This is a genomic window from Cronobacter sp. HA18003 (assembly GCF_011605905.1).
GTDB classification, from domain to species: Bacteria; Pseudomonadota; Gammaproteobacteria; order Enterobacterales; family Enterobacteriaceae; genus Cronobacter; species Cronobacter sakazakii.
In genome coordinates, this window is the sequence record NZ_JAANQO010000024.1 from 1 (window position 1) to 13,545 (window position 13,545).

Here is a 13,545-nt window from a genome sequence, read left to right on the forward strand (position 1 = left end):
TTCGTTTATCGTCCGTAGACGTTAAGATATCAGTGCCCCGAGTGCCCACACAGATTGTCTGATAAATTGTTAAAGAGCGGTGCGACGCGGCATTCAGCCTGCTGTCGCGAGGTGGCGTATATTACGCCTTCCTCTTTCAGAGTCAAGCGTTTATTTTCGCTTTCCTCCGCCTGACGGGCCGGCTCATTTGCCGTTGTGCCGTGTCAGTGGAGGCGCATTATAGGGAGTAATCAGAATCTGACAAGAGGAAATTTAAAAAAAGTTTTCAAGCGCGCTTTTTTTCACCATTTATCACGTAAAACCGCCATATAGCCTGTTATTTGCCGTTTTTTACATCAGATCATGCTCTGCAGTGGCATACTACTGCGCGAAGTAAAGCTGAAGGAATTGCCATTATGTCGTTACTGGCGCATCAACAGGCCGCTCAAAAGAACCTTTCTTATGTCCTGGCCGAGAAGCTGGCGCAACGCATCCTTAAAGGAGAGTTCAAGCCAGGCGATATTTTACCTGGCGAGATGGAGCTGGGTGAACAGTTCGGCGTGAGCCGCACGGCGGTAAGAGAAGCCGTGAAAACGCTAACCGCCAAAGGGTTGGTTTTACCGCGCCCGCGTATCGGCACGCGCGTGCTGCCTCAAAGCCAGTGGAATTTCCTTGATAAAGAACTGCTGACCTGGTGGATGGGCATCGAAACCTTCACCACGGTGGTTAATCACTTTCTGGTGATGCGCTCAAGCCTTGAGCCTCAGGCCTGCGCGCTGGCTGCGCTAAACGGTACTGAAGAACAAAAGCAGCGCTTCAGGAAAACGCTTGATGAAATGGCCGCGCTACAGATCTCGTTTAACCGCGAGCGCTGGATAGAAACCGACATGGCCTATCATGAACAAATCTATGCAATGAGTGGCAATCCCTTTATGACCGCTTTCGCGAGTCTGTTCCGCTCCATCTATTACAATTATTTTACGTCGATAACACACAACCAGGTTATCAAGCCTGACATTCATCAGGCGATTGCGGACGCTATTCTTTCTTCCCAAAGCGAAGAGGCCTATCGCGCCTGTCAGACACTTTTGCAGGCGACCGCATCGCAGGAAAAATAACAACAGGATCCGCATGACTAAAAAAGCGCGCAGTATGGCGGGCCTGCCGTGGATAGCGGCAATGGCCTTCTTTATGCAGGCACTGGATGCCACTATCCTCAACACCGCCCTGCCGGCTATCGCTCAAAGTCTTAACCGCTCGCCGCTGGCGATGCAGTCTGCGATTATCAGCTACACCCTGACGGTCGCGATGTTAATTCCCGTCAGCGGCTGGCTGGCAGACCGCTTCGGCACCCGCCGCGTCTTTATGACCGCCGTCTCCCTGTTTACGCTGGGCTCGCTCGCCTGCGCCATGTCCGGCTCATTGAGTGAGCTGGTCATCTTCCGTATTGTGCAGGGTATCGGCGGGGCCATGATGATGCCAGTGGCGCGCCTCGCGCTTCTGCGCGCCTATCCGCGCAGCGAACTTCTGCCGGTGCTGAATTTCGTGACGATGCCAGGCCTGGTCGGCCCGATTCTCGGGCCGCTGCTCGGCGGCGTGCTGGTCACCTGGGCGAGCTGGCACTGGATCTTCCTGATTAATATCCCAATAGGCGTCGCGGGTCTGTTCTACGCGCGCAAATACATGCCGAACTTCACCACGCCGCGCCGCCGCTTTGATATGCCGGGTTTCTTTCTGTTTGGCCTGAGCCTGGTGCTGTTCTCAAGCGGCATGGAGCTGTTTGGCGAGCGTATCGTCTCGACGTGGATGGCCATTGCCGTTATTGCCGGTGGGTTATTGCTGATGATGGCTTATATCTGGCACGCCCGCCGACACAGCGCGCCGCTGATTTCGCTGTCTCTGTTCAGAACACGCACCTTTTCCGTTGGCATCGCCGGGAATATCGCTTCCCGTCTGGGCACCGGCTGCGTGCCGTTCCTCATGCCGCTGATGCTACAGGTGGGCTTTGGTTATCCGGCCTTTATCGCGGGTTGCATGATGGCGCCCACGGCGGTTGGGTCGATTATCGCGAAGTCTGGCGTGACGCAGGTGCTGCGCTGGTTTGGCTACCGAAAAACGCTGGTCGGCATCACGCTGTTTATCGGGCTGATGATTGCGCAGTTCTCACTGCAGTCGCCGGATAATCAGGTGTGGCTGCTGATCCTGCCGCTGTTTGTGCTGGGGCTTGCGATGTCCACGCAGTTCACCGCGATGAATACCATTACGCTTGCAGATCTCACAGATGAAAGCGCCAGCGGCGGCAACAGTATGCTGGCGGTCACACAACAGCTGTCGATAAGCCTTGGGGTGGCGGTCAGCGCCGCGGTGCTGCGCTTCTATGAGGGGTTCGATAACGCCAACACCGTTGAGCAGTTCCACTACACCTTTATTACGATGGGCGTGATTACGGTGGTGTCATCGCTGGTCTTCATGCTGTTACGTCCGAAAGATGGCCGTAACCTCATAAAAGATCGCCATAAAGCCTAAGCGGAGCCGCGTACCATCAGCTCTGGCGTTAACTGCAAACGCTGCTGCTGCAGCTCCGGCTGCGCCATGCGATGAATGAGTACATCGATGGCCAGCTCGCCCAGCTCATCTTTGGGCTGATGAATAGTGGTCAGCGGCGGCGTCATATAGCTTGCGAGCTCGATATCGTCGTAACCCACCAGCGCGATATCCTGCGGAATGCGAAGGCCAGCCTGATAGAGCGCCTGGTAAGCGCCGACCGCCATCGCGTCATTCCCCATAAATACCGCCTGCGGCGGCTCGGGCAGCGTCAGTAGCGACTGCATCGCCCGCAGGCCGCCCGCGAATTCGAAATCGCCGATCACTTCATAACCTTCTGCCACCGGCAGGCCCGCGCGCTGCATCGCGGTGCGATACCCTTCCAGGCGCAGGCGCGCCGGCGTTTTATCGAGCGGGCCAGTCACACAGGCGATGCGCGTATAGCCTTTGTCGATTAAATACCGCGTGGCGATATCGCCGCCTAAAAGCGAATTATCCTGAATCACGTCGCTGCCGCCATCGAAAGGCGACCAGTCCATCATCACGGTCGGGATGGCCGGGTAGCGTTTCATAATGGCGGGTGAAGGCTGATGCGTTTCGGTGCAGAGCAGCAGCAGTCCGTCGACGCGTTTTTGCAGCAGCGTCTCCAGATTGCGGTTCATGCGCTGTTCGTCGCCATCGGTATTACATAACACCAGGCTATAACCGCGCTCAAAACAGCTACGCTCCACGCCGCGCACCAGTTCCGAGAAAAAGGGGTTAGAACTTGCGGTGATCAGCATCCCGATGGTGCGGGTCTGGTTGAGCTTCAGGCTGCGCGCCAGTGCCGACGGCGCGTAATTCAGCGTTCTGATGGCCTCCTCCACCCGCAAACGGATAGCCTCACTCACAAAACGATCTTTATTAATGACGTGAGAGACGGTGGAGGTGGAGACACCCGCAAGGCGGGCGACATCTTTCATTGTCGCCACGATGGCTTACCCCTGCGCCTGTAAGAAGGCGTCAATCTCATCGCGCCACGGCACAGAAGGCTGCGCGCCAGGGCGCGTCACGGCAATAGCCGCGGCCGCATGAGCAAAACGAATGGCTTCAAGCATCGGCGTGCCTTCCAGCAGCGCCGTCATCAGCGCGCCGTTAAAGGTATCGCCAGCGGCGATGGTATCGACAGCTTTGACGCGAAAGCCGGGCACGCGTTGCCCTTCGCCGTTAACGCTCAGCCACACGCCGCGGCTACCGAGCGTAATGATGACCGTTTCAATGCCTTTTTGATGCAGCACCGCCGCGGCCTGCGCGGCACTCTCATCATCAGAGACTTTCACGCCAGTCAGTTTTTCCGCTTCAGTTTCATTCGGGGTAATGATATCCACCAGCGCCAGCAGTTCGTCAGAAAGCGCGCGGGCAGGGGCCGGGTTAAGAATCACTGTGGTCTGATTTTCATGCGCAATGCGCGCGGCCGCGATAACGCTTTCTACCGGCGACTCCATCTGCATCAGCAGCGCGCGGGCGTTGGCGATTTTCTCCCGCTGTTCGTTAACGCGCTCGGGCGTCAACGCCGCGTTCGCGCCAGCGTGAATGCCGATCACGTTTTCACCTTCGCCATTAACGAAAATGAGCGCCACGCCGGTCGATTCGCCCGCAACGGCGCTGACAGGCGCGACATCAATATTGTCGCGTGAAAGCTGCTGGCGGATACGCTCGCCGATATCATCCTCACCCACACAGGCGATAAACGCGATATCCGCGCCGCTGCGCCCGGCCGCGACGGCCTGGTTGGCCCCTTTACCGCCGAACGCCACCTGATACTGGCTGCCGGTGACAGTCTCGCCCGGCGCGGGGAAGGCTTCAAGGTTAAGGATATGATCGGCATTGATACTGCCGAAAACGACGAGTTGGCCAGCGCTTTTCATGATGTTTATCCCTGTAAAAGCGCCACATCCTGTGGCGCGTTGCCCTGCTTTTCTTAATGTCGGTTTTATTTGATAACCAGCTTCAGGTCGACCGGGATGCGGGCGCGTACTTTCTCGCCTTTCAGCACTTTATCCGCGGTCTGAACGCCGATAACGCCGATCTGCTCCGGCTGCTGTGCTACGGTCGCGCTCATCTTACCATCCTGAACGGCTTTCACGCCGTCGGCGGTGCCGTCGAAGCCAACGACCATGACATCGGTTTTACCGGCGGTTTGCAGCGCACGCAGCGCGCCCAGCGCCATTTCGTCGTTCTGTGCGAATACTGCTTTCACATCAGGGTGCGCGGTCAGCAGGTTCTGCATGACGTTCAGACCTTTGGTACGGTCGAAATCCGCCGGCTGGCTGGCCAGCACGTTCAGCTTGTGCGCTTCCACCGCCTGTTTAAAGCCTTCGCCACGCTCGCGCGCGGCAGAGGTGCCTGCAATGCCCTGCAGTTCAATCACTTTCGCGCCGTCACCGGCCTGCTTGGCAATATAGTTACCGGCGATTTTACCGCCTGTGATGTTATCAGACGCGATATGGCTCACCACGTCCCCTTTCGACGCCATACGGTCGAGGGTGATTACCGGGATTTTCGCCTGGTTAGCCATCTTCACGGCGTTACCTACCGCGTCGGAATCGGTCGGGTTAATCAGTACCAGTTTGGTGCCACGCACGGTCAGATCCTGCACGTTCGCCAGCTCTTTCGCCGGGTTGTTCTGGGAATCCAGCACCACCAGCTCGTAACCCAGTTTTTCCGCTTCTTTCTGCGCGCCATCTTTCAGCGACACAAAGAACGGGTTGTTCAGCGTTGAAACCACCAGAGCAATTGTGTCTTTCGCCATCGCGTTGGCACTGACGGTCGCGCTTAACGCCACGGCGGAAACCAGTGTAGCCAGCTTTTTCATATTCATAATCAGATGTCCTGTTGAGTAATGAGTTACTGCTTTTTGTTATCCACCAGCACCGCCAGCAAAATAACCACTGCTTTGACGATCATCTGGTAATAGGGAGAAACACCTAAGAGGTTCAGACTATTATTCAGGAAACCGAGGATCAGCGCGCCGATCAGCGTCCCAACAATGCGACCTTTACCACCGGCGAGGCTGGTGCCGCCGAGCACGACCGCCGCGATGGCGTCCAGCTCATAACCCGCGCCTGCCAGCGGCTGCGCCGACGAGAGACGCGCCACTTCTATCACGCCCGCCAGCGACGCCAGCAGGCCCGACAGCGAATAAACAATAATTTTGATTTTATTAACGCTGATACCAGACAGACGCGTCGCCGCCTCGTTACCGCCCAGCGCATAGATATAGCGGCCCAGACGGGTGTGATGCAGCACATACCAGGTCACCAGGAACACCAGCGCCATGATCCACACCGGTGTCGGCACGCCCAGCGGGCGGCCAATACCGAACCAGCCAAACAGATCGGCGTTGTCATTAAACCCCGTACTGACCGGGCTGCCGTTGGTGTACTGAAGCGTCACCCCGCGCAGCAGCAGCATCATCACCAGCGTAGCGATAAACGCCTGTACGCGGCCCTTCGCCACAATCACGCCGGTCACCGCGCCGATAGCCGCGCCAAGCGCGAGGGCGGCAGCCACCGCCACCAGCGCGTTGACCTCAATGCCGACGAGCGAGGCGGCGACCGCCCCGGTTAGCGCCAGCAGGGAACCGACGGACAGATCGATACCCGAGGTAAGGATCACCAGCGTCATCCCGACCGCCATGATGGCGTTCACCGACGTCTGCTGGAGAATGTTCAGCATATTGTTAACGGTAAAGAAATTCGGGCTCAGGGTGGAGACAATCGCAATCAGCACCAGCAGGGCTATCAGCGACTTTTGCTCCATCAGCCAGGCTTTGGTGAAAAAGCGACGAGTCGCAACGGTCTGGGTAGTCATACGTCTTTTACTCCTGGGTCACGCGATTGAGCTTGCCGACAGCCGCCGCCATCAGCAGTTCCTGGGTGGCCTGCTCGCGTGTGAATTCACCGCCGAGATGCCCTTCATGCATCACCATGATGCGATCGCTCATTCCCAGTACTTCCGGCATCTCAGACGAGACCAGAATGATGCTCAGCCCGTCGGCTTTGAACTGGTTAATGAGCTGATAAATCTCTTTTTTGGCACCGACGTCCACGCCGCGGGTCGGCTCGTCGAGGATTAGCACTTTCGGGCGCGTCATGAGCCCGCGGGCGATCGCCACTTTCTGCTGGTTGCCGCCCGAAAGCAGGCCAATGGCCTGATCCATCGACGGCGTTTTAACATTAAAGAGACGAATAAAATCGCCTACCGCCTGCTGTTCATCTTTATGCTTCAGGCTGCCGACATCGCGGCTGAAATAGCGCAGCGCGGTCAGCGACATGTTCTCTTTTACCGACATGCCGAGCACCAGCCCGTCGCGTTTGCGGTCTTCGGAGATATAAACGATGCCGTTGGCAAGCCCGTCCTGCGGGGAGCGCGTCACTACCTCGCGGTTATCCAGCGTAACGCGACCGCCCGTGCGCGGCAGCGCGCCGTACAGCACTTTCATGAGTTCAGTACGGCCCGCGCCCATCAGCCCCGACACGCCGAGAATCTCTCCCTGACGCAGCGTAAAGCTCACGCCGTTGACGCCAGGGCCGCTCAGGTTGTCGACTTTCAGGCGGATCTCGCCCGGCGCTTTGTCGAGATGCGGGTATTGATCTTCAAGCTTGCGGCCCACCATCATTTCGATCAGCGTCTCTTCGGTGAGTGAGCTGACCTCACGCTCGGCGATAAACTGGCCATCGCGCATCACCGTCACGTCATCGCAGATCTCAAAAATCTCTTTCATGCGGTGGGAGATATAGACAATCCCGCAGCCCTGCGCTTTCAGCTCGCGAATGGCGCGGAACAGGGATTCGGTTTCGGTATCGGTCAGGGCGTCGGTGGGTTCATCCATAATGATGACGCGCGATTCAAAGCTCAGCACTTTGGCGATTTCCACCATCTGCTGATCGCCTATCGACAGCTCGCCCACCAGCCGACGGCTGTTAAAGCGCAGGTTGAGCTTCGCCAGCAGTTTATCGGCTTCGGCATACATCTTTTTCCAGTCGATTTTGCCGAAATGGCTGACAAACTCGCGCCCTAAAAAGATGTTTTCCGCAATCGAGAGCTGCGGGATCAGGTTCAGCTCCTGGTGAATGATCCCGATACCGGCTTCCTGAGAGGCTTTCGGCCCGTTGAACGTGGTCTCCTGGCCAAGCCAGAGCAGCGAACCGGCGTCGCGGGTATAGATGCCGGTCAGCACTTTCATCAGCGTGGATTTACCGGCGCCGTTTTCCCCCACCAGCGCCATCACGCGTCCGGCGTAGACATTCAGCGTCGCGCCGGAAAGCGCCTTAACGCCGGGGAAGGATTTATCAATGCCTTTGAGCTGGAGTAAAGGTTCCATGGCGGCCTCAGAACGTGACGCCGGCACAGAGAATGATATTCGCATACGGGGAACACTCCCCGCTGCGAATGACCGCCTGACTGTCTGCGGTTTTTAGTTTGAACTGTTCATGTGAAACATAGCGAACAGTGATGGTATTCCCCTGGTGCTGCTGCAGCCGCTCGATCTGCCCGAGCAACGTTTCGTGGAGCTGCGGATTATGCTGTTTAATCTCTTCTGCGAGGATCGCCGCTTCAACCTGCATTTCTTGCGTGACGACATCAACCACCTGTAAGAATCCCGGCACGCCCTGGGTCAGCGCGAGATCGATACGTTCAGTCGTGGACGGAATCGGCAGCCCGGCGTCACACACCACAACGGTATCCGTATGGCCAAGACGCGAGATGACGGATGAAATGCCGGAATGAAGAACGGTGCCTTTTTTCATTTTTTGCTCCATCAGCGAAACGTTTCGCTAACAGGGAGTGTATCCGGCGAAAAGAACAATAAACAAACACCACGTTGCGAAACTGTGATCGCCATCGAAACGTTTCGCTTAAGGAAAAACTGAGGAAAAAAAGAGAGCGTGCCTATCAACAAAAAACGCCTCCCGGAGTTCGGAAGGCGTTTCGCTTAAGGATTAAATCTCGACCTGTGTTCCCAGCTCGATAACGCGGTTTGGCGGGATCTCAAACTGGTCTGGCGCGCGTAAGGCGTTGCGCTGTAAGAGGAGGAACAGCTTGCCGCGCAGGCGTAAATACCAGGGCCGTTTATCGCCGATGATGAGCGACTCGTGCGACATAAAGAAAGAGGTTTCCATCATCCGGCAGCTTAAGCCCTCAAGCCCACAGCGGTGGAAAATTTCTTCCACGTTCGGCGTTTCGCGCCAGCCGTAGCTCGCCACCACGCGCCAGAACGTCGGCGACAGCTGTTCGAGCGTCACGCGCTTCACATTATGAACGTAAGGCGCATCTTCGGTGCGCAGCGTCAGCAGGATCACACGCTCATGCAGCACTTTGTTGTGCTTGAGGTTATGCAGCAGGGCGAACGGAATGACGTTCAGCGCGCGCGACATATACACCGCGGTGCCCGGCACGCGAACCGGCGGCGATTTCTCAAGCGAAGTGATCATCGCGTCCAGTGAGTTGCCGTGCTCGTGCATGCGGCGCAGCAGGCGGAAGCGCTCGCTTTTCCAGGTCGTCATAATGATGAACATCACCAGACCCAGGCTTAACGGCAGCCAGCCGCCGGAGAAGAGTTTCTCCAGGTTCGCTGAAAAGAGTGGCACGTCGACACACAGAAACGCCACCACCATCAGGCCCACCAGGATGCGGCTCCAGTGCCAGTTTTTGCGTGCGGCGGTCGCAAACAGAATTGAGGTGAGAACCATCGTACCGGTCACCGCGATGCCGTAAGCCGCCGCGAGATTGCTGGAGTGCTCAAAGCTCACGATGACAATCACCACCGCGAAGTAAAGCAGCCAGTTCACCACCGGGATATAGATCTGGCCCGATTCCATCTCCGAGGTGTGAATAATGCGCATCGGCGACAGATAGCCCAGACGCACCGCCTGGCGGGTCAGCGAGAAGACCCCGGAAATGACCGCCTGCGACGCGATAACCGTAGCGAGCGTCGCCAGAATCAGCATCGGGATCAGTGCCCAGTCGGGTGCTAACAGGAAGAAGGGGTTTTTGATGGCTTCCGGCGTTTTTAGCAATAATGCGCCCTGGCCGAAGTAGTTCAGCACCAGCGACGGCAACACCACCGAAAACCACGCCACACGGATTGGCAACTTACCGAAATGCCCCATGTCGGCGTACAGCGCTTCAACGCCGGTGATAGACAGCACCACCGCGCCCAGCGCCGCAAAGGAGACCGCTTTATATTCCAGGAAGAAATGCACCGCCCAGACCGGGTTCAGCGCCTGCAACACTTCCGGGTTGTTCAGAATGCTGCGCGCGCCGAGCACCGCCAGCACCAAAAACCAGGCAAGCATAATCGGCGCAAAGAGTTTCCCCACCATGCCGGTGCCGTGCTTCTGGATCATAAACAGCAGCGTCAGCACCACGATAGAGAGCGGAACGATATACGGATCAAGCGACGGCGCTGCGATCTCCAGACCTTCAATGGCCGACATCACCGAAATCGCGGGCGTAATCACCACCTCGCCATAAAAGAAGCTGCCGCCGATAAGACCCAGGATCACCAGCACCGACGTCATGCGCGCCGAGGTGTTGCGCCCGGCCAGCGACATCAGCGTCAGGATACCGCCTTCACCGGCGTTGTCGGCGCGCATCACGAAGGTGAGGTATTTAAAAGAAACAACAAAAACCAACAGCCAGAAAATTAAAGAAAGAAAGCCAAAAACGGCGTCCCGCTCCACGCCAAACCCAAACTGGCCGGAAAGACACTCTCGTAATGTATAAAGCGGGCTGGTGCCGATATCACCGTACACCACCCCGATAGCCGCCAGCGTAATCGCAGGCAACGATTGCTTATTCTCAGTGCTCATAGACTAGTCTTCGTTGAAATCCCGTGTGCGCTTCGTCCCTTGGCCCACAAAAAGCGCACAGTATGCACGATTCGTTAAAAAATCGTACCCCTCAATCACCGAGTCTTTACCCAAATCAAGCCAAATAGATAATGGCATCAATCCATTATCAGCATGAATATGAAACGTCTATACTCGCACCAGAAACCAGGCGGCGTAGTCAGAATACAGAGTAACTATTATGGCTCAACCCAATTTATTGGCGGAAAGAATTTCACGTCTCAGCGCAGCGCTGGAGAAAGGGCTGTTTGAACGCAGCCACGCCATCCGAATGTGTCTGCTGGCGGCGCTGAGCGGCGAGAGCGTGTTTCTGCTCGGCCCGCCAGGCATTGCGAAAAGCCTTATCGCCCGGCGGCTTAAATTCGCGTTTCAGCACGCGCGCGCGTTTGAATATCTGATGACGCGCTTCTCCACGCCGGAAGAGGTCTTCGGGCCGCTCTCGATACAGGCTCTAAAAGATGAAGGGCGTTATGAACGTCTGACCGCAGGTTATCTGCCGGAAGCGGAAATCGTATTTCTGGATGAGATCTGGAAGGCGGGCCCGGCGATTCTGAACACGCTGCTCACTGCCATTAATGAACGCCGCTTTCGTAACGGCGCGCATGAAGAAAAAATTCCGATGCGCCTGCTGGTGACGGCATCCAACGAACTGCCCGAAGCGGACAGCAGTCTTGAGGCGCTCTATGACCGCATGCTGATTCGCCTGTGGCTCGATCGGGTGCAGGAGAAAAACAGCTTTCGCGCCATGCTGGTGAGCCAGCAGGATGAAAACGAAAATCCGGTGCCGCCAGGCTTGCAGGTGAGCGATGAAGAATATCAGCAGTGGCAGACCGGCATCGGCAACGTCAAACTACCGGATACCGTCTTCGAGCTGATCTTCACCCTGCGCCAGCAGCTTGATGCGCTGCCGAACGCGCCCTATGTCTCAGACCGCCGCTGGAAGAAAGCCATTCGCCTGTTGCAGGCCAGCGCCTTTTTCAGCGGGCGCGATGCCGTGGCGCCTATCGATCTGATCCTTTTGAAAGACTGCCTGTGGCATGACGCCAGCGCTATGACACTGATGCAGCAGCAAATCGCGCAGCTGATGACCTCACACGCGTGGGGCCAGTACGCGATGCTGAGCCGTCTTGGCGCTATCACCCAGCGCCGCATGCAGTTAGAACAGCAGCACAGCGATAAAACGGCGCTGCGCCTTGAGAAGCAGAGCGGCATGTTCAGCCGTCGTCCGCAATATCAGCTGCCCGCAAGCCTCACGGAGCCAACGCTGACGCTGCTGCTGCAAAAACCGCTGAAGCTGCACGATATCGACGTTATCCATGTGACGTTCGCGCGCGAGGCGCTGGAGACGTGGCTGCAAAAAGGCGGCGAGATCCGCGGCAAGCTGAACGGCATCGGCTTTGCCCAGGCGCTGGATCTGGAAGTGGACGCGAGCCAGCATCTGGTGCTACGCGACGTCAGCCTGCAGGGTACGCGCCTTTCGCTGCCGGGCGCGGCGTCTGCCAACGGCATGCCGGATGAAATCAAACAGCAGCTTGACGATCTGGATAACGAGTGGCACCAGCAACATACGCGCTTTAGCGAGCAGCAAAAATGTCTGTTCGTCGAAAGCGACTGGTTAGGACGCATCGAGGCCAGCCTTCAGGACGTCGGCGAGCAGATTAAACAGGCGCGCCAATGCTGACAGCGGATTCGCTGAACCTGATTCTGGCTATCAGCGAAGGCGAGCTGGTAGAAGAGATCGTCATTGCGCTGCTGGCGTCGCCGCAGCTGGCGGTCTTTTTCGAAAAGTTTCCGCGCCTGAAACATGCGCTGACCCAGGATATTCCGCGCTGGCGCGAACAGCTTAAAACCCGGCTTAAAGAGGCGCATGTGCCGCCAGAGCTGGAAGAAGAGGTGATCGGCTATCAGAAAAGCCAGTTGCTCTCTACCAGCCAGTTTATCGTTCAGTTACCGCAAATCAGCGCGCTGCTGCGCCGCGTCGGTTCCCCGTTTGCCGACCAGGCGCAGCGGCTTATCGCCGACAACCCGCATTTTACGCCCGCCCTGCATACGCTTTTTCTACAGCGCTGGCGGTTAAGCCTTGTCGTGCAGGCGACGTCGTTTAACCAGCAGTTGCTGGAAGAGGAGCGCGAGCAACTGCTGAGCGAAGTGCAGGAGCGCATGACGCTGAGCGGCCAGCTTGAGCAAGTGCTGGTGGAGAACGAAGATTCCGCCGGTCGTCTGTGGGATATGAGCGACGGCAAACTGCGGCGCGGCGATTATCAGCTTATCGTGAAATATGGCGATTTTCTGGCCGACCAGCCGGAACTGATGCAGCTTGCCGAACAGCTCGGGCGCTCGCGCGAGGCGAAATCGGTGCCGAAAAAAGAGGCGCCGCTGGAAACGTTCCGCACGCTGGTGCGTGAACCCGCCTCCGTGCCGGAACAGGTCGACGGCTTACAGCGCAGCGACGATATTCTGCGTCTGCTGCCGCCGGAGCTGGCGACGCTTGGCATCACTGAGCTGGAATATGAGTTTTACCGGCGGCTGGTGGAAAAACAGTTGCTGACTTACCGGCTTCAGGGCGACGCGTGGCGTGAAAAAGTGATGCAGCGGCCGGTGACGCGCCAGGATTATGACGAACAGCCGCGCGGGCCGTTTATCGTCTGCGTGGATACGTCCGGCTCGATGGGCGGCTTTAACGAGCAGTGCGCCAAGGCGTTTTGTCTGGCGCTGATGCGCATTGCGCTGGCCGATAACCGCCGCTGTTTTATCATGCTGTTTTCGAGCGAAGTGGTGCGTTATGAGCTGTGCGGGCGCGACGGTATCGAACAGGCGATCCGCTTTCTGAGCCAGCGCTTTCGCGGCGGCACCGATCTGGCGAGCTGTTTTCGCGCCATTGCGGAAAAGCTACAGGGCGGCGAGTGGTTCGACGCCGACGCGGTGGTGGTGTCCGATTTTATCGCCCAGCGGCTGCCGGATGAGGTGGTCAACAAAGTAAAGGAGCTGCAACGCGTTCATCAGCACCGCTTTCACGCGGTGGCGATGTCCGCGCATGGCAAACCCGGCATCATGCGCATTTTCGATCACATCTGGCGCTTTGATACCGGGATGCGCAGCCGTCTGGTGCGTCGTTTACGCCGCTGAA

General features: G+C 57.4%; 11 protein-coding genes. 4 read left to right on the forward strand and 7 right to left on the reverse strand.

The features are described 5' to 3' along the window. Positions 1–395 precede the first annotated feature (395 nt). Positions 396–1,097: a FadR/GntR family transcriptional regulator gene (locus G6041_RS16500; protein WP_012126204.1), complete on the forward strand. Its 702-nt coding sequence runs from the start codon at positions 396–398 to the stop codon at positions 1,095–1,097. Positions 1,098–1,110: 13 nt separating this feature from the next. Further along, positions 1,111–2,505: a multidrug transporter subunit MdtD gene (gene mdtD / locus G6041_RS16505; RefSeq protein WP_004386192.1), complete on the forward strand. Its 1,395-nt coding sequence runs from the start codon at positions 1,111–1,113 to the stop codon at positions 2,503–2,505. Here mdtD and rbsR read toward each other — a convergent pair. The 7 genes from rbsR to kup all read right to left on the reverse strand — a co-directional run bounded on the left by rbsR (position 2,502) and on the right by kup (position 10,379). Continuing rightward, positions 2,502–3,485 (reverse strand): ribose operon transcriptional repressor RbsR, encoded by a 984-nt coding sequence (gene rbsR / locus G6041_RS16510; RefSeq protein ID WP_012126203.1) that lies wholly within the window; start codon positions 3,483–3,485, stop codon positions 2,502–2,504. The genes mdtD and rbsR overlap by 4 nt on opposite strands. Before the next feature lie 15 nt (positions 3,486–3,500). Then, positions 3,501–4,430: a ribokinase gene (rbsK, locus tag G6041_RS16515; RefSeq protein ID WP_012126202.1), complete on the reverse strand. Its 930-nt coding sequence runs from the start codon at positions 4,428–4,430 to the stop codon at positions 3,501–3,503. Between the two features lie 65 nt (positions 4,431–4,495). Then, positions 4,496–5,383 (reverse strand): ribose ABC transporter substrate-binding protein RbsB, encoded by an 888-nt coding sequence (rbsB, locus tag G6041_RS16520; protein ID WP_012126201.1) that lies wholly within the window; start codon positions 5,381–5,383, stop codon positions 4,496–4,498. 26 nt (positions 5,384–5,409) lie between these two features. After that, complete coding sequence (rbsC, locus tag G6041_RS16525; protein ID WP_004386188.1) at positions 5,410–6,375, reverse strand: ribose ABC transporter permease; 966 nt, start codon at positions 6,373–6,375, stop codon at positions 5,410–5,412. A gap of 7 nt (positions 6,376–6,382) precedes the next feature. Next, a complete protein-coding gene (rbsA, locus tag G6041_RS16530; protein WP_012126200.1) occupies positions 6,383–7,888 on the reverse strand; it encodes a ribose ABC transporter ATP-binding protein RbsA in 1,506 nt (501 codons plus the stop codon). 7 nt (positions 7,889–7,895) lie between these two features. Beyond that, positions 7,896–8,315 (reverse strand): D-ribose pyranase, encoded by a 420-nt coding sequence (gene rbsD / locus G6041_RS16535; protein ID WP_029039520.1) that lies wholly within the window; start codon positions 8,313–8,315, stop codon positions 7,896–7,898. A 192-nt stretch (positions 8,316–8,507) separates the two neighbouring features. Further along, a complete protein-coding gene (gene kup, locus G6041_RS16540; protein WP_007872196.1) occupies positions 8,508–10,379 on the reverse strand; it encodes a low affinity potassium transporter Kup in 1,872 nt (623 codons plus the stop codon). Between the two features lie 220 nt (positions 10,380–10,599). Between kup and ravA the strand changes: the two genes are divergently transcribed. Then, positions 10,600–12,099, forward strand: coding sequence for an ATPase RavA (gene ravA / locus G6041_RS16545; protein WP_004386181.1), 1,500 nt, complete (start codon positions 10,600–10,602; stop codon positions 12,097–12,099). Beyond that, on the forward strand, positions 12,093–13,544 hold the full coding sequence (gene viaA / locus G6041_RS16550; protein ID WP_012126199.1) for an ATPase RavA stimulator ViaA: 1,452 nt from the start codon (positions 12,093–12,095) through the stop codon (positions 13,542–13,544). The genes ravA and viaA overlap by 7 nt, the downstream gene beginning before the upstream one ends. Position 13,545 lies beyond the last annotated feature (1 nt).